General features: G+C 73.3%; 16 protein-coding genes and 1 pseudogene. 13 read left to right on the forward strand and 4 right to left on the reverse strand.

The window, feature by feature from the left end:
* The 7 genes and pseudogenes from VF330_RS02455 to VF330_RS02485 form a co-directional block, all read left to right on the forward strand.
* A pseudogene (locus tag VF330_RS02455) lies at nt 1–205 on the forward strand (C4-dicarboxylate ABC transporter permease); the annotation flags it as partial.
* Between the two features lie 11 nt (nt 206–216).
* Entirely contained in the window at nt 217–456 is a 240-nt protein-coding gene (locus tag VF330_RS02460; RefSeq protein WP_330849816.1) for a hypothetical protein, read from the forward strand.
* Nucleotides 449–1,399 (forward strand): cyclase family protein, encoded by a 951-nt coding sequence (locus VF330_RS02465; RefSeq protein ID WP_330849817.1) that lies wholly within the window; start codon nt 449–451, stop codon nt 1,397–1,399. Before VF330_RS02460 ends, VF330_RS02465 begins: the two co-directional genes overlap by 8 nt.
* Before the next feature lie 73 nt (nt 1,400–1,472).
* Nucleotides 1,473–2,234, forward strand: coding sequence for an IclR family transcriptional regulator (locus VF330_RS02470; protein WP_330849818.1), 762 nt, complete (start codon nt 1,473–1,475; stop codon nt 2,232–2,234).
* A 114-nt stretch (nt 2,235–2,348) separates the two neighbouring features.
* Nucleotides 2,349–2,963: a dihydrofolate reductase family protein gene (locus VF330_RS02475; RefSeq protein WP_330849819.1), complete on the forward strand. Its 615-nt coding sequence runs from the start codon at nt 2,349–2,351 to the stop codon at nt 2,961–2,963.
* A 21-nt stretch (nt 2,964–2,984) separates the two neighbouring features.
* Nucleotides 2,985–3,308 (forward strand): YciI family protein, encoded by a 324-nt coding sequence (locus VF330_RS02480; protein ID WP_330849820.1) that lies wholly within the window; start codon nt 2,985–2,987, stop codon nt 3,306–3,308.
* Complete coding sequence (locus VF330_RS02485; RefSeq protein WP_330849821.1) at nt 3,305–4,516, forward strand: RNA polymerase sigma factor; 1,212 nt, start codon at nt 3,305–3,307, stop codon at nt 4,514–4,516. Before VF330_RS02480 ends, VF330_RS02485 begins: the two co-directional genes overlap by 4 nt.
* On the opposite strand, the gene VF330_RS02490 is transcribed toward VF330_RS02485, so the two are convergent.
* The 3 genes from VF330_RS02490 to VF330_RS02500 all read right to left on the reverse strand — a co-directional run bounded on the left by VF330_RS02490 (nt 4,513) and on the right by VF330_RS02500 (nt 6,240).
* The gene (locus tag VF330_RS02490) at nt 4,513–4,788 is read right to left on the reverse strand and encodes a hypothetical protein (protein WP_330849822.1); all 276 of its coding nucleotides are present in this window, start codon (nt 4,786–4,788) and stop codon (nt 4,513–4,515) included. The genes VF330_RS02485 and VF330_RS02490 overlap by 4 nt on opposite strands.
* A 158-nt stretch (nt 4,789–4,946) precedes the next feature.
* The gene (locus VF330_RS02495; protein ID WP_330849823.1) at nt 4,947–5,591 is read right to left on the reverse strand and encodes a response regulator transcription factor; all 645 of its coding nucleotides are present in this window, start codon (nt 5,589–5,591) and stop codon (nt 4,947–4,949) included.
* A gap of 19 nt (nt 5,592–5,610) precedes the next feature.
* Nucleotides 5,611–6,240: a helix-turn-helix transcriptional regulator gene (locus tag VF330_RS02500; RefSeq protein ID WP_330849824.1), complete on the reverse strand. Its 630-nt coding sequence runs from the start codon at nt 6,238–6,240 to the stop codon at nt 5,611–5,613.
* 298 nt (nt 6,241–6,538) lie between these two features.
* On the opposite strand from VF330_RS02500, the gene VF330_RS02505 reads away from it, so the two are divergent.
* From VF330_RS02505 to VF330_RS02530, 6 genes are read left to right on the forward strand one after another with little or no spacing between them, the layout of a single operon-like run.
* Nucleotides 6,539–7,195 carry a response regulator transcription factor gene (locus VF330_RS02505; protein ID WP_330849860.1) on the forward strand — a complete coding sequence of 219 codons (657 nt, stop codon included), beginning with the start codon at nt 6,539–6,541 and terminating at the stop codon, nt 7,193–7,195.
* Nucleotides 7,192–8,439 (forward strand): HAMP domain-containing sensor histidine kinase, encoded by a 1,248-nt coding sequence (locus tag VF330_RS02510; protein WP_330849825.1) that lies wholly within the window; start codon nt 7,192–7,194, stop codon nt 8,437–8,439. Before VF330_RS02505 ends, VF330_RS02510 begins: the two co-directional genes overlap by 4 nt.
* A gap of 50 nt (nt 8,440–8,489) precedes the next feature.
* Nucleotides 8,490–10,301 carry a fibronectin type III domain-containing protein gene (locus tag VF330_RS02515; RefSeq protein ID WP_330849826.1) on the forward strand — a complete coding sequence of 604 codons (1,812 nt, stop codon included), beginning with the start codon at nt 8,490–8,492 and terminating at the stop codon, nt 10,299–10,301.
* Nucleotides 10,298–11,257 (forward strand): MoxR family ATPase, encoded by a 960-nt coding sequence (locus tag VF330_RS02520; RefSeq protein WP_330849827.1) that lies wholly within the window; start codon nt 10,298–10,300, stop codon nt 11,255–11,257. The genes VF330_RS02515 and VF330_RS02520 overlap by 4 nt, the downstream gene beginning before the upstream one ends.
* A 2-nt stretch (nt 11,258–11,259) precedes the next feature.
* Nucleotides 11,260–12,375: a DUF58 domain-containing protein gene (locus VF330_RS02525; protein WP_330849828.1), complete on the forward strand. Its 1,116-nt coding sequence runs from the start codon at nt 11,260–11,262 to the stop codon at nt 12,373–12,375.
* Complete coding sequence (locus VF330_RS02530; protein ID WP_330849829.1) at nt 12,372–14,444, forward strand: transglutaminase TgpA family protein; 2,073 nt, start codon at nt 12,372–12,374, stop codon at nt 14,442–14,444. Before VF330_RS02525 ends, VF330_RS02530 begins: the two co-directional genes overlap by 4 nt.
* Before the next feature lie 160 nt (nt 14,445–14,604).
* Here the strand turns inward: VF330_RS02530 and VF330_RS02535 are convergent, their stop codons facing one another.
* Entirely contained in the window at nt 14,605–15,897 is a 1,293-nt protein-coding gene (locus VF330_RS02535; protein ID WP_330849830.1) for a protein kinase domain-containing protein, read from the reverse strand.
* Between the last annotated feature and the right edge of the window lie 75 nt (nt 15,898–15,972).

Consider the following 15,972-nt stretch of genomic DNA (forward strand, 5'->3'; position numbering starts at 1 on the left):
CATCCCCGCTCCCGTCGCGGCCGCCGCGGTGCTGATCTTCGCCTCGACCGAGGGGGCGTCGCCGCCCTCCGGCGCGCCGATCTACGTGGCCGCCGGCATCGCGCGGGTCGATCCCGTGAAGACGTTCCTGCCCCTGCTCCGGTACTACTGCCTGCCGATCCTCGGCATGGGCGTGCTGATCGCCGTCGGCGTGCTCCCCGTCTGAAGGAGGAACTGATGGAAACCGCTACCAGGACGACAGGTGTCGCCGCCGTCCTCTTCGGAGTGTCGGTCGTGTTCTTCCTCCTCGCCGGGCTGGCGATCGTGGTGGGTCAGGCGGTGGCGCTGGCCGCCGGGGACGCCACGGCGGCCCGGCACTGGGCGGGTGCCGTCGCGCCCTTCGCGTTCGGCGGCGCCTCGGTGGCCGGACTGCTGTCCTTCGCCCTCTCCTACGGGGAGAAGAACAAAAGTGACTGACGACGACCACCCGTCCTACGCGGAGCTGCTCCACCGCGACCCACCCGGTTCCAGCTGGGGCGTGTTCGGCGGCGACCCCGAGCGCGGGACGGCGAACTTCGCGGGAGCGGCCCAGGTGGCCGCGGTGGCCGCGACCGTCACGCGCGGGGCGGTGTTCAGCCTCGACCACGCGCTCGACGCGTTCGACCCGCCGATGGCGCGGGCCCGGTCCGCGCCGCGGCACGAGCTGTTGTCCGCCCACGAGAACTCGCGCGACGACGTGCTGCGCGAGTTCTACCTCCAGGCCACCTCCCAGCTCGACGGCCTGCGCCACCGCCGGGCGACCGGCCACGGCTTCTACAACGGCGTGCCGGACTCGGAGATCCGGGCCGGGCGGCCGGCGCTCGGTGTGCAGCGGTGGGCGGAGAAGCCGATCGTCGGCCGCGGTGTGGTCGTTGACATCTCGGAGGGCCTGGACCACCGGCTCGGTCCCGCGCTGGACGTCGAGGTGCTGGACCGGGCCCTGCGGGCGCAGGGCGAGGAGGTGCGTCCGGGTGACCTGGTGCTCGTGCACACCGGGTGGGCGCGGTGGTTCCTGGACGCGGACCCGTCCGTGCGGGCAGAGGTCCGCGAGGCGCGGCGGGCGACCGGGTTCCGGCAGACGCGCGACCTGCCGGCGTGGCTGTGGGACCACCGGGTCTCGGTGTTCGCCACGGACACGTTCGCCGTCGAGGTCCTGCCGGTCGCCGCGGACACGTTCCTCGCGGACGCGCCCGACGACGCCGGGATGATGCACCAGGAGCTGATCGCCAAGCTCGGCGTCCCGCTCGGCGAGCTGTGGAACCTGACCGGTCTCGTCGAGGACAGCCGCGCGCACGGCCGGTGGGACGCGCTAGTCGTCGTGAAGCCGCTGCACCTGGTGGGCGGGGTCGGCTCGCCGCCGAACGCGACGGCGCTGCGGTAGACGGCGGTTCGCGGAAGGTCTTACCACTGTGTGGAAGGATGGCGTCGTCAGCGATGATCTCGCAGGAGGCGCGATGTCCGACCCGGCCAAGCCCGCGACCAGCATGCGGTCCCTCGAACGCGCCATCGACATCCTCGAGGTCATCGACAGCAGCCACCACGCGCTCCGCCTGACCGACGTGGCGCGTCAGGCGGGTCTGCCCATCCCGACGGCGCAGCGCATCCTGGGCGTGCTCGAAGCGCGCGGGCGGGTCGAACGCGACGCCAACGGCTACCGCCCCGGCGTCGGCCTGGTCTTCGGCGCGCACGCCTACCTGACGACCAGCCCGTTGCTGAACGCCGCCCGCCCGGTGCTCCAGGACCTGGCCGCGGCGACCGGCCTCACGGCGTCGTTGTTCAAGCGCATCGACTGGTCCCGCGTCGTGCTGGCGCGGGTCAGCGGCGCCGCTCCCCTGCGCTACGAGCTGCCGATCGGCGAACGGCTCCCGCTGCACCTGGGCGCGGGCAAGGCGCTGACGGCCCAGATGCCCGAGGACGAGCTGGTGGAGTTCCTCGACCAGCTCACCGGCCACACCTACGCCGACGGGTCGGCCGTCAGCCGCGACGACTTCATGGCGGAGCTGGCGGGCATCCGCAGTCTCGGTTACTCCCACGCCCGCGGTGAACGCGAGCCCGGCATGGCCTCCGTCGCGGCGCCCGTGCCCGCCCCCGGCGGTGGTGCGACGGCCGCCGTCCAGGTCACGGGCACCTCGGCGGACGTCCCGCCGGACAGGGTGCCCGAACTGGGCGCGGAGCTGCGGCGGGCGGCGCTGGCGATCTCCCGCCGCATCCCCTGACGACCCGCCCGAAAAGATCTTCAAACTTTTCCGGCGGCTGTGTCGGATCCGGTCGAGCATGTTCGTAGCAGGGGTGAGGCCTCCCGCGGAGGTGGCCACGACCCTGGAGGAACCATGAAGCTCACGACCATCACCCAGATCACCCTCGACGGCGTCGTGCAGGGCAACGGCGGCGCGTCGGAGGAGGACCGCGGGAACGGGTTCGAGCGCGGCGGCTGGGCGCTGGGCAAGGGTGACGCCGAGACCCACGCGTTCATCCGGGACACCTACGCCCGCGCCGACGCGTTCCTGTTCGGGCGGCGGACCTACGACCTGTTCGCCTCGTCGTGGGGGTCCATGACCGAGCAGGACGCCCCCGGCTGGGAGGCCGTCGTGCGGGCGCTGAACACCCGGCCGAAGTACGTGGTGTCGACGACGGCGGGGGACCCGGCGTGGGCCGGCACCACGTTGCTGCCCGACGCGGCCGCGATCGCCGGACTCAAGGCGAAGCCCGGCGGCGAGCTGCAGGTCCACGGCAGCGGCACGCTGGTCCGGTGGCTGCTGGAGCACGACCTGGTCGACGAGATGACGCTGGTCGTGGTGCCGGTCGTGGTCGGCCAGGGCACGCGGCTGTTCCCGCAGGACGGGCCGGACCTCGCGCTCGACCTCGTGGAGTCGCGCGCCGACTCGAAGGGCGTGACCACCCAGGTCTACCGGCCGGCCGGGCGCCCGCGGTACGCGGGCCGCTGAAGCACGGGAGAGGATCGTCCGATGCGGTACCTGATCTCCGTCGTCGACGACGGCACCGGCATCACCACCCCGGAGGTGGACGCCGCGATCGACGTGTTCAACGACCGGCTGCGGGCCGAGGGCCACTGGGTGTTCGCGGGCGGCCTCGCCGCGCCCGCCACCGCCACCGTCGTCGACAGCCGGGACGGCGAGGCCCTGGTCACCGACGGCCCGTTCCTGGAGTCGAAGGAGTACCTCGCCGGCTTCTGGATCATCGAGGCACCCGACCTCGACGTGGCGCTCGCGCTCGCGGCCGACGGGTCGAGGAGCTGCCACCGCAAGATCGAGGTCAGGCCGTTTCAGTGACCGACGCGGTCGCCCGCGCCCACCGCGAGGAGTGGGCGCGGATCGTCGCCGCGCTGACCAGGCGCTTCGGCGACCTCGACCTCGCCGAGGAGGCGGCGGCCGAGGCGTTCGCGACGGCCGTGGAGCGCTGGCCGTCCGACGGCGTGCCGCCCAACCCCGGCGCGTGGCTGACGACGACCGCCCAGCGCAAGGCCATCGACCGGATCCGGCGCGAGAACAAGCGCGACGGCAAGCACAGGGAGGCTCACGTGGTGCACGACCCGGCCGAGCCCCTCGGCGTGATCGACGACGACCGGCTGCGCCTGGTCTTCAGCTGCTGCCACCCCGTGCTGGCGGCCGAGGCACGCGTCGCGCTGACGTTGCGGATGGTCGGCGGCCTGACCGTGCCGGAGATCGCGCGGGCCTTCCTGGTGGCCGAGAGCGCCGTGGGCCGGCGGATCACCCGCGCGAAGGCCAAGATCAAGGCGGCGCGCATCCCGTACCGGGTGCCGTCCGCCGAGGACCTCCCGGCGCGCGTCGGCGGCGTGCTGACCGCGTTGTTCCTGGTGTTCAACGAGGGCTACCTCGCCACCGGCCCCGGCACCGACCCCGTGCGGCACGACCTGACCGCCGAGGCGATCCGGCTGACCCGCCTGATCCGCGCCCTGCTGCCCGACGACGGCGAGGTGACCGGACTGCTGGCGTTGATGCTCCTCACCGAGGCGCGCCGCCCGGCCCGCGTCTCCGCGACCGGCGACCTGGTCCCGCTGGACGAGCAGGACCGCGGCGCCTGGGACCGGACGCTGATCGCCGAGGGACACCAACTGGTGCGCGAACGGCTCGCCTCCGGGGTGGCGCCAGGCCGCTACCAGCTCCTCGCCGCGATCAACGCCGTGCACACCTCGGCCCGCGCCATGAGCGACACGGACTGGCCGCAGGTCCTCGCGCTCTACGACCAGCTCGTGCGAGTCGACCCGTCCCCGGTCGTGGCGCTCAACCGCGCCATCGCGGTGGCCGAGCTCGACGGGCCGGAGGTGGCGCTGGCCGCCGTCGACCAGCTGGAGGGGCGGCTCGCCGGCTACCACCCGTTCCACGTCACCCGCGCCGACCTGTTGCGGCGGATGGGTCGCAGTGCGGAGTCGCGGGCGGCGTACGACAGGGCGATCGGGCTGACCGGGAACACCGCGGAGACCGCGCACCTGGTGCGGCGACGGGACCAGCTGGGTTAGGCGCAGCGCCCGTCCGGTCGTTTTCCCACCACGGCACGGCTTCCGGCGCCACCCGGCACCTCGGCGAGGTGGCCGACCACGCACCCGCCGGCCGGGAGCTCGGCGGCGAAGAAGAGGCTGCCCGCGGGCGCGGGATCCGTCTCGCGGGCGACGCGCACCACGGAACCTCCGCCGAACCCGGCTTCCTCCAGCTCCCGCAACGCCTTCTCGGCCTCGGCCGCGGTCGGCGTCCTGACCGGTCTCCGTGCGGCGAAGTCCCGCGCCTGCTGCAAGTGCTGCTCCTCGTAGCCGGGCCCCGTCCCGACGCACGAGGCTCCCCTTCCCTCGGCTCGGACCGGTTCCGCAGAGCCTTTCCCCCACTCGACCACACCCCGAAGCCGTCCGGCGGAAATCTCCACGAGAACGACCCTGCCTCAGTCCACTGTGGACCTCATGCGCAGCGGTACCCGAAGCCGCGCACGGTCTGCACCACGGGAGGCGGTCCGAGCTTCTGGCGCAACGCGGTGATCACCACGTCCAGCACGTTGGACGACGGCCGCACCTCGGCGTCCCAGGCCGCCGCGATCAGGTCGTCGCGCCGCACCTGCTGCCCGCCCGCGGCCACCAGGCGTTCCAGCACGGTGAACTCCTTCACCGTCAGGCTCAACGCCCGGCCGGCGCGGGTGGCGGTGCGTCTGCCCGGGTCCAGTTCCAGGTCACCGAGTCGCAGCACGGGCGGCGGCGCGACCGCGGTGAGGCGGCACAGGCTGCGCACCCGCGCGATCAGCTCCGGCATGGCGAACGGCTTCACCAGGTAGTCGTCGCCGTAGGGCAGGCCCTCGACGGGGTTGTCGATGCCGGTCAGGAACAGCACCGGTGCGGTCCACCCGGCTTGGCGGCGGTGCTTCACGTAGTGCAACGCGTCCCCGGACGGCAGGACGCGGTCGAAGACCACGCAGTCGTAGGTGTTCACGAACAACGCCTCGTCGGCCGCGGGCAGGTCGGTGGCGACGTCGACGGCGAAACCCGCGGCTCGCAAGGAGGTCTCCACGGCGAAGCGGGTGTCGTCGTCGTCTTCGGTCACCAGAACGCGCACAACGACCGAACGTAGCGGATCACCCCGCGCGGTCGAGCAGCCAGCCGCGGTCGGCGGCCTTGGCACCCGCCTGGAACCGGCTGCGCGCGCCCAACCGGTCCATCAGCTGCGACACCGTGCGGCGGACCGTGCGGACCGAGATGTTGAGCCGGGCGGCCGCGGCCTCGTCGGTGCTCCCCTCGAACAGCAACGTCAGCAGCTCGCGTTCGCGGTCCGTGACCTCCCCCGCCGACGCCGCCGTGGCGGTGAACGGGACCGCCACCTGCCAGACCCGTTCGAACAGCTCCACCGCGGTCGTCACGACACTGGCGAGCTCGAACGCCGCCACGGCGTCCCGGCGTCCCGCGGGCAGCACGATCAGCGCGCGGTCGACGACCACCGCGTCCAGCGGGACCTTGGGCGCCGTCCGGATGTCCGCTCCCGCCGACGCCAGCGCGCCCAGCCCGGTGCCGGGCGTCGTGCGGGCGCGGTCGGGCACCAGGACGCGGTAGCGCACTCCCCTGCGCAGGTTGTCGTGGTCGGCCCGGCGGACCGGCACGAGGTGGGCCGCCGACGACCTGGCGATCATCACCTCGCCGGCAGCGGCCGCCAGTTTCGCCTCCACGCCGACAGCGGTCGGGCCGGACGGCACCAAGGACAGCGTGTTCACGGTGTTCCCCTCCGATGTGGGCCAGAGCCACGGTCGATCGAACGTCCTTTTCGGACAGCAGCTCCCCCGGACCGGCGCACGCGCGACGGGTCCTGGTTCGTCGGTTCCCGCACCAGCGCGGGAACGGCATGTTCCGGCCACGTCGCCCGGACGGGCCCGCCGGTGGGCAGCCAGGCGTTAGGGTGCAGCAGGAGCACCCCGAGCACGTGGAAGGTCGTCGGTGTCACAGTGCCCACCATCTCCGTGACCACATGAGGATTTGATGACACGACCGGCGGGAGGGGTCCCTGCGCGCGTGCTGCTCGTCGAGGACTACGAGGACACGCGCGTCGCCCTGGTGGTCGAGCTGGAGGCCGCCGGCTTCGACGTCGACGACGCGGCGGACATCGCGGACGCCGACGAGGCGTTGCGGCGCAACGACTACGACTGCGTCGTGTTCGACCGGCTGCTGCCCGACGGCGACTCGGTCACCTACGTGCACCGCCGGCGCCGGGAGGGCTGGTCCACGCCCGTGCTGTTCCTGACGCAGCTCGACAGCGTCGCCGACCGGGTCGCCGGGTTCGACCACGGCGGGGACGACTACGTGGTCAAGCCGTGCGACCTGGCCGTGGTGACCGCGCGGGTCCGGGCGATGTGCCGCCGGGCGGGTCGCGCCCGGCCGTCCGTGCTGCGGCACGCCGACCTGGAGGTCGACTGCGCGCGCCGGGAGGCACGGCGGTCGGGCGCGCTGCTGACGTTGAGCCACAAGGAGTTCGCGGTGCTCGAACACCTGCTCTCGCGCGCGGGCACGACCGTCACCAGGTCCGACCTGATCGAGCACTGCTGGGACACCAGCACCGACCCGATGTCCAACGTCGTCGACAAGGTCGTCACGCGGCTGCGGCGCAAGCTGCTCGAACCCGAGCTCATCCACACGGTGCGCGGTGTCGGGTTCCGGCTGGAGGCCGCGCGGTGACCACCGGCGCCGCCGCCCGGCTGCGCGGGCTGAGGTGGGTGCTCACCGGCCTGTTCACGCTGCTGAACGCGGCGGGTGTCCTGCTGGTCGCGTGGCTGATGCTCGACCTCGACGAGCAGAAGGGCGAGCAGGCGATCGACAGCGCGCTGAGCCGGGTGCCGCCGCTGGTGGTGCGGCAGCTGGAGTTCCGCGACGGGAAGCTCGACACGAGCGGTCTCTTCGGCGACTCGATCACGGTGGAGTGCCCGCAGTTCGCGGTGCTCCCGGCCGGCGCCGGGCGGTTCGAGCCCTACCTGAGCGCCAGGTCGTGCGTCGACGTCGACCAGTCCGTGCTCAGCGGGCTCGCGGCCGACGCGGTGAGTGCCCGCGCGCCGCAAAGCGCTTACGTGCGTGCGGTGGACGGCAACCTCGTCCGGGTCTACGCGCAGCCGTTCAGCAGCGACGCCGGGGCGTACGTCGGCGCGGTGGTCACGCAGGCGGACGCCCAAGTGGAGAAGGACGGCCACGACCGGCGCGTGCTGTACGTGGCACTGGGCGCGGTGGTCCTCGTCGCCGCGCTCGGCGGCACCGGCCACGTCCTGTCCGGACTGGCGATCAGGCCCGCCGCGCACGCACTCGACCAGCACGAGGAGATGCTCAACGGCATCGCGCACGACCTGAAGCGGCCGGTGACCGGGCTGCGGGCGCTCGCCGACACCGCGCTGCGCAACCCCGCCAGCGTCGGGAAGGTGTTGCCGCGCATAGTGCGGCTGTCCAAGCGGATGGGCGGGATCGTGGGAACCCAGCTGATGCACGCCAAGTTCGAGGCGGGCGTGCAGCAGCTCGCGATCCAGTCGGTGCAGCTCGACCAGCTCGTCGCCGCCGTCGTCGAGGACATCCCGGCCGACGGCGCGCGCATCACGTTCACGTCCGTGCCGACCAGGGTCGACGCGGACCCGGACATGATCGGGCGCGCGGTCGAGAACCTCATCGGCAACGCGATCCAGCACGGCCACCGGCCCGGCGTCGACGCGGTCGTGCACGTCGACGTGCGCCACGGCGGGGTCGTCGTCGCCGACGAGGGCCCCGGACTCGGCCCGGAGGCCGCACAGCAGGCCCTCCAGCGGTTCAGCGGCACGTCCACCGGGCTTGGTCTGCACTTGGTGCAACGGATCGTGCACGCGCACGGCGGCACGCTCACCATCTACCGGTCCGAGACGGGCGGAGCAGTCTTCGAGATCGTCCTGTCCGCCGAACGGCCGTGAATGTACCGAACCCGGACGTTTCGTGTACCGGCCTCGTTACGCTTCGGGCCGTGAGTGAGCGCAGGCACTCCCGCTGGCCACTTCTGGGGTTGGTCATCACCGTCGTCGCGGTCGCGACGCTGGCGTTGACGGGTGCCGCGAAGAAGGTTCCGGGTCTCGAGTTCATCCCGTCGGGGCACTGGGTCTCGAGTCCCGTCCTCGGGCTGGTGATCCGCGTGAACGGCGCGACGAAGAAGCCCGACACGCAGGTGTCCGTCCCCGGCCTCGCACCCGGCGACCACGTCGTGCAGGACGAGGCCCGCGGGTACGTCGTCGGCTCGGGCGACGTGACGGTCTTCGGCAAGTCGACGCTGTCCGTGGAGACGACGGTGCCCTCGCCCGCGCCGGGCGAGCCGTCGGTGCCGATCGAGACCGCCGGAGGCGCGTACTCGGTCTACCAGCAGAGCGGCCAGGTCGTGCGCCTCGGCGTGCCCCCGCTGGTGCTGGGCGCCGGCGGTCCGGTGGGGCCGCCCGTGGCGACCGGCGACGGCACGGTGTGGGTGCACCGCACGGACTCCGGCGCGATCTGCGGTGTGGCCCGCGGCGCGACGAGCTTCGCCTGCGCCGCCGTGGCGCCCGCCGGTCACGCCGGCAATCTCACCGTCAGCGGCGGCAAGCTGCTGTTCGTCGACGCCACCGACGACACGATGAGAGTCGTCGAGTCCAAGGGGTTCGGCCCTGCGGTGCCGGTCGGGGTCGACGTGCCGCCGGACGCCCGGATCGCTCCCGCGGACGCCGCCGGCCGGGTGGCGGTGCTGGAACCGTCCGCGAACCGGCTGCACCTCGTGGAAGCGCGGGTGGACGAGAAGGGTGCGCTGGCCGACCGACGTGCGCCGACCGTCACCGTGGCGCTCCAGGCCGGTGAGTACGACGGCCCGTCCGTCAGCGGCGAGACCGTCGTGCTGCTCGACCGCACGCGCAACTCCGTGCACACGTACGACAACCGGGGCGGCCGGCGGAACTCCACGCCGCTCCCGCAGGAGAAGGGCAGGCCGGAGCTCTCCCGCGGCGAGGACGCCCGCGTGTACGTCGACGGCGGTGAGGGCAGGCACGTCGTGGTCGTCGACAAGGACGGCTCGGTGCAGCCGGTGCCCGTGGTCGGCGCGAAACCGGAGGAGAAGCGGCTGCCGGCGCCGGTCGAGCCGTCGGTGGAGAAGTCCGCCGACAACCCGGTGCCGAACCCCGGCCGGCCCGTGCCGCCGCCGGCGCCTCCTCAGACGCAGACGCCTCCCCCGGTGCGGACACCGCCGCCCATCCCGGTGACACCGCCGGGAATGCCGCAGAACCTCGCCCTCGCGCCGAACCAGGCCAACGCGACCGTCACGTGGGGCGCGGCCCCGGCCAACGGTGCGCCGGTAACTGCTTACCACGTGTCGTGGCAGAGCGACGGCGGCCGGACCGGACAGCAGACGGTGACGTCGCTGTCGTACGTGATCGCCGGCATCGGGCAGGGTGGTGCCCAGCCGTTCACGGTCACCGTGGTGGCGCAGAACAGCGCCGGGCGGGGCACACCCGCGACGGCGCGGTACGTCCCGCCGCGGCCGACTCCGAAGATCGCCCTCACCAAGGGCAAGCGCGCCGAATCGTGCGGCAAGCCGAACTGCTACTGGATGCACGTCGTCATGACCGGTTTCACGCCGAACACGAAGTACGACGTGATGCCGCACTCGTCGCACGACAACTACAACAACCCAGGCCGCGGTACCACGGTGGACAGCAAGGGCTACGCGGAGTTCGACGCGTTCTACTACTACATCACCGGTACCTCCGTGTGGGTCACGGCGGGTGGCGTCGAATCGAACCGGCTGGAATGGACGGGATGAACCAGATGCGTGCCGCCGCGGTCTTCGCGGCGATCTCCGACAACGTCCAGCTGGTGATCAGGGGGAAGCAGGACGTCGTGCGGCTCGCCGTCGTCGCGCTGCTCGCCGAGGGGCACCTGCTCGTCGAGGACGTGCCGGGGCTGGGCAAGACGACGCTGGCCCGGTGCCTCGCGCGCAGCATCGGCGGGAGCTGGAGCCGCATCCAGTTCACGCCCGACCTGCTGCCCGGCGACATCACCGGGGTGACGGTGTACCACCAGAAGGACGAGCGGTTCACCTTCCACCCCGGCGCGGTCTTCGCGAACGTCGTCGTGGCCGACGAGATCAACCGCGGCACGCCGAAGACCCAGTCCGCGATGCTGGAGGTCATGTCGGAGCGCCGCGTCACCGTGGACGGCGCGACGCACGACGTGCCGGCGCCGTTCCTGGTGGTGGCGACGCAGAACCCGATCGAGATGGAGGGCACCTACCGGTTGCCGGAGGCGCAGCTCGACCGGTTCCTGCTGCGGCTGTCCGTGGGCTACCCGGACGTCGCGGACGAGGTGTCGATCATCATGAACACCGTGACCGGCATGAACGCCGACCGCCTGCAGCCGGTGGTGGAGATCGCCGCGCTGGTGGAGGCGATCGACGAGGTGCGCGGCCTGTACGTGGACGGCGCGATCTGCGAGTACGCGGCCCGGATCTGCGCCGCGACCCGGATCCACGCCTCGGTGCGGTTCGGGGCGAGCCCGCGCGGCAGCATCGCGCTGGTGCGGGCGGGCCAGGCGCTGGCGGCCACCGCCGGCCGGTCGTTCGTGACCGCCGACGACGTCAAGCACGTGGCGGTGCCCGCGCTCGCGCATCGGCTCGTGCTGACCGCGGAGGCCGAGCTGAAGCAGCGGTCGGCGGCGGACGTGGTGGCGGAGGTCCTCGCGACGACCCCGGCGCCGACGATGAGCGCCGCGGGGCGGTAGTCGTGCGGCTGACCGTGCGGGGCAGCGCCGTTCTGGTGGTGTCGGCGGTGGTGGGCGCGGCCGGGCTGTGGGGGCGCTTCCCGTTGTTCCTGCTGCTGGCGGCGGCCGGGCTGGTCGCGGTGGTGGCGGCGGTGCTCGTGACGTTGCGGCGGGTGGACGTCGAGGTGACGCGGGACGTGTACCCGGACCGGGTGGAGCGGGGCGCGCAGGCGCTGGGGAAGCTCAAGGTGCGCAACCCGTCGGCGAGGTGGCAGCGCGGTTTCCTCGCCGTGGACACGGCGGGCGGGTTCCACCGCACGGTCCAGGTGCACGGTCTGGCGCCGGGTGCCTCGCGGCCGTACGACTACCAGCTGCCGACGCCGGTGCGCGGCAGGATGCCGGTCGGGCCGCTGGTGCTGTCGCGGACGGACCCGTTCGGCTTGGCGCGCACCGGGGTGACGGTCGGCGGGACGGTGACGCTCTGGGTGCACCCGCGCTCGTTCCCCGCTCTGGCGCGGACCGGCGGGTTCCCGCGGCACCACCACGAGGGCCGGTCGAACGACCGCCTGCGCGGGTCGCTCGACCTCCGCGAGCTGCGCGAGTACGTGCCGGGCGACCAGGTCCGCGACATCCACTGGAAGGCGACCGCGCGCACCGGCCGGTTGATGGTGAAGGAGTCGGCGGACCCGGACCAGCCGCGGCTCACCGTCGTGCTGGACACCCGCGCCCCGGTGCTCGCGGCACCCGCGTTCGAGGAGGCGGTGGACGTCGCCGCGTCCCTGCTGCGGTCGGCGGCGCTGGCCGGGCACCACGCCCGGCTGCTGACGTCGTGCGGGACGGACGTCGCCACGGCGGGTGGTCCGCTCGCCGCGCGGCAGCTGCTCGACCAGCTGTGCCTGATCGGTCAGAGCACCGAGGCGGGAACGTTGCTGTCGACCGTCCGGCACCAGGGCGGTTGTCTCGCCGTGGTGACGTCGGGGGCGGCGGACGTGGTGGAACTGTCCGGTCTGCGGTCGCGGTACTCGTCGATCTTCCTGCTGGCGCTGGGCGAGAACGCCGGTGCGGTGCCGGGTGTGCGGGTGCTGACGGCCGGTGACGCCGCCGGGCTCGTCGGGATGTGGAACGAGGTGCGGACGTGAGAGAGCGCCTGCCCGTCGCGTTGGTCGTCCTCGCCGCCGCCGTGGCCGGGCTCTGCTTCACCCCGGTCTTCGGTGTGGCCGCCCTGCTCCCGGTCGTCGGCGTCGTCGCCGTGGTGACCGGTGGCGCCGCGCTGTTGTCCGGTTCGGTGGTGGCCTGGCGTCCGCTGATCGTCGCGCTCGCCGGGGTGCTGGCCGTCGTGGAAGTGCTGCTGTTCCCGACGACTCTCGCCGGGCTGCCGACCGGCGACACGGCCGGTTTGCTGGCTCGGGGTGTCACGGACTCCTGGCAGCTCACCCTGCAGTCGACCTGGCCGGCGCGGCCCGAGGCGCAGCTCCTGCTGTTCGTGCCGTTGCTCGTGCTGGTGGCGTGCGTGTTCGGCCTGGAGGTCCTGCTGCGGGCGCAGAAACCGGTGCTCGCGCTGGTGCCGAGCTTCGCCGTGGTCGTGCTGAGCCAGCTGTTCGGCGCTCTCACCGGACTGGCCGCCGTGGTCGCCGCGCTGTCGTACGTCGGCGTGGCCGCGGCGTTGTTCGCGGTGAGCAGGCCGTCGGACGAACACCAGTCCGCACCGGCGTTCCTGCCCGTTCCCCTGGTCGTCACGGCGGTCGTCGTCGTGGTCGGTCTGCTCGTGCCGATGCCCGGCCCGGCCTACTCGCTCAAGCAGGACCAGCTGGTGCCGGTGTCCGCCCGCCTGACCAGTCCGCTGGACGACGTGGCGTACCGGCGGACGCGTCCGGACGCCGCGGTGTTCACCGTGCGACCGGCGTGCGACGACTGCCTGCCCCGCCGGTGGCCGGTCGTCGTCCTCGACACCTACGACGGCGTCGCCTGGGCGACCGGCAGCCGGTACCGCCGGCTCGGCACCGAGCTGCCGCCGCCGGACCTCGGTGTCCCGGCGACCCGCAGGGACGCGGAGATCACCGTGCGCGACCAGGAGGCCCGGTGGCTGCCCAGCCAGCCGTGGCCCGCCGCGGTGACCGGAGCCGACCCGCTGGTCGAGGAGAACCAGGGCAGCCTGCTCACCGAGAGTCCGGAAAGGACGAACATCGGGTACGGCCTGAGCTGGTGGGAACCGGAGGTCCGCGGCTCGCTCGACGGGTTCGCGATCGACCCCGCGCTGGGCGGCCGGGACGGCGTGGGCACTCCCCCGCCCGGTGTCGCCGAACTGGCCGGCAAGGCGGTCGACGGCGTCCGGTCGAGCTTCACGTCGGCGTTGCAGCTGGAGCGGTTCCTGCGGCAGGAGTACCGGCTGGTGGACGGCACGGGCGGGCAGAGCTGGCCGGAGCTGCGGCGGTTCCTGCTCGACACCCGCGAGGGCACCAGCGAGCAGTTCGCGGCCGCGTACGTGGTGCTGGCGCGAGTGCTGGGCATCCCGGCCCGGCTCGTGGTCGGGTACCGCACGCCGGAGCGGAAGTCCGGCGACGAGTACGTCGTCCGCAACGAGAACGCGTTCGCGTGGCCCGAGGTCGCCGTCGCGGGTGTCGGCTGGGTGCCGCTGGACCCGGCCGGTACGGCGCCACGCGGGTCCGGCGGCGACGGCGGCCTGGCCGAGGCGACGCAGAGCGCCCGCGACCGGCTGCCGCCCGTTCCCCGGAGCCCACCGGTCGATCCCGGCGGGCAGGCCGCGCCAGACGGGCAGGACCGGCCGTTCCCCGTCGCCGCGGTGGTCGTCCCGATCGCGGTGCTCGTGCTGCTGTGGCTGGCCGGGGTGCCGGCGGCGAAGTGGCTGAGAGCGCGCGGACGGCGGCGCAAGCCCGGCAACGCCGCCGTGCGGGGTGCGTGGCTGGAGGCACGCGACCGGCTGCGCGAGCACCGGGTTCCGCTCACGGCCGGCACGACCCCGTTGGAGATGGCCGCGGCCGCCGCCGGTGCGGGCCTGCCGCGCAGCGCGGACGGCCTGCGGACGCTCGCGTCCACAGTGGACTTCGCACTCTGGTCGGGTGCCGCGCCGGACGAGCAGGTTCGGGACGCCGCCTGGGCGGCCGTGCGGGAGGTCCGGAAGGGGTTGCGCGCACGGGGTGTGCGGGCGCGGGTGCGGGCCGCCGTCGACCCTCGCACGTTGCGGGGCTAGTGCGGTGGCCACGAACCCTTGCCGGGTTGCGACCGGTCCAGGACGATGCATCGTGGTGCCTCCCCCACGTCCTCGTACTGGTGGTACGGGGGCGTGGGGGAGGTGCCGCGAGGCGTCCACCTGGGCCGCGCGCAACCCGGTGAGGATTGTGGTCACCGCACTAGAGCTTGCAGGTGGCGCCGCGCAGCGCCTTCGGCTTGCTCTCGTAGACGCGCGTGCCGTCGGTTCCCTGGACGAGGAAGCAGTACTTGCGGGTCGGGTCCACGTCGAGCTCGATCGACCGGTTCCGCTTCGCCGGCTTGATCTGCGGTCGTTCGCCCTCCGTCGCCACCACCACCGCGAACTCCAGCTGCTCCTCGCTCTCCCAGCGCAGCTCGACGTGGTCGACCTTGTCGACGGGGTCGAGGAGCTGGAGCAGCACGGCCTTGGACGAGGTCACCGGGACGGACGCGGACCCGGCCCCGCGCACCTCCGGGTCGCCGCGCATCAGGAACACGCCGAGCACCACGACGAGGAGCAACGCGGCCGCTCCGGCGATCACCGGCAACGCGGGGTGCCTCCCCGAGCTCGCGCCGGGTGAGGACACGAGCACCGGAGCTCCCCGCGGCACGGGCCTGCGCTCGACCGGCGGGTCGGCGAGGCCGGGCTCCGCCACCGGCTGGTCCGATGTGGACAGACCGCCGAGCCACGTCACCACCTCGCGCATGCCGCCGGGCCGGATGGCGGGGTCCTTCGCGAGGAGCGCCCGCACCATCTCGGCCAGCTCGTCGGGCAGGTCGGTGCGGTCGGGACGGGCGACGGCCGAGCCGAGCACGCGGAGCTTGCGGTCGTCCGGGTGCTCGCCGAGCCGTGCGGGGTGCGGGGACAGCCCCGACAACGCCAGGTGCAGCACGGTGCCCAGGCCGTAGAGGTCGGACCGCTCGTCGGCGGTGCCGTGCTCCAGGGTCTCCGGCGCGAGGAAGTCGATGCCGTCGCCGCCCTCATGCGGGAACGCGCGGCGCAGCGTGACGCCGAAGTCCGCGAGGACCGGTTCGCCGGACGGCCGGAACAGGACGTTGCCCGGCGTGACGCCGCCGTGGACGAGACCGGCCTCGTGAGCGGCGGCCAGCGCCTCGGCGAGCGTCCGGCCGAGCGCGACCACCTCCGCGACGGGCAACGGGCCTTCCTGCTCCACGACGTCGGTCAGCGACTCCGTGCACAGCTCCATGCGCAACGCGGTGCGGTCGCCCAGGTCCTCCATGGCGTCGGCGACCAGGACGGCGGCCCGCGAGCGCAACGGGACGAGGCGGGCGAGCTCGCGTTCGACCTCGGTGCGGGTGCGGCGGGGCAGCTTGGCGCGGAACACCTTGAGCGCGACGGCCTCTCCCGTGGCGGCGCGGAGCCCCGCGTACACCGTCGCCCTCGGCCCGGTGCCGCGCGGCACCAGGTCCCCGAACCCGTGATCAGTCCCCATCGCGGGTCCCATCCTAGAGAAGTCCTCCTCGGTGACCGCTACCCGACGAACCGGTCCTCCTCCGGTGATCGTAAG

This window comes from Lentzea sp. (assembly GCF_036380075.1).
Taxonomy (GTDB): Bacteria; Actinomycetota; Actinomycetes; order Mycobacteriales; family Pseudonocardiaceae; genus Lentzea.

Excerpts from the sequence above, each read along its gene's own strand:
- VF330_RS02535 (WP_330849830.1), bottom strand. The coding sequence starts at position 15,897 with ATGGGGACTGATCACGGGTTCGGGGACCTGGTGCCGCGCGGCACCGGG.
- VF330_RS02520 (WP_330849827.1), top strand. The coding sequence starts at position 10,298 with ATGAACCAGATGCGTGCCGCCGCGGTCTTCGCGGCGATCTCCGACAAC.
- VF330_RS02470 (WP_330849818.1), top strand. The coding sequence starts at position 1,473 with ATGTCCGACCCGGCCAAGCCCGCGACCAGCATGCGGTCCCTCGAACGC.
- VF330_RS02460 (WP_330849816.1), top strand. The coding sequence starts at position 217 with ATGGAAACCGCTACCAGGACGACAGGTGTCGCCGCCGTCCTCTTCGGA.
- VF330_RS02475 (WP_330849819.1), top strand. The coding sequence starts at position 2,349 with ATGAAGCTCACGACCATCACCCAGATCACCCTCGACGGCGTCGTGCAG.
- VF330_RS02480 (WP_330849820.1), top strand. The coding sequence starts at position 2,985 with ATGCGGTACCTGATCTCCGTCGTCGACGACGGCACCGGCATCACCACC.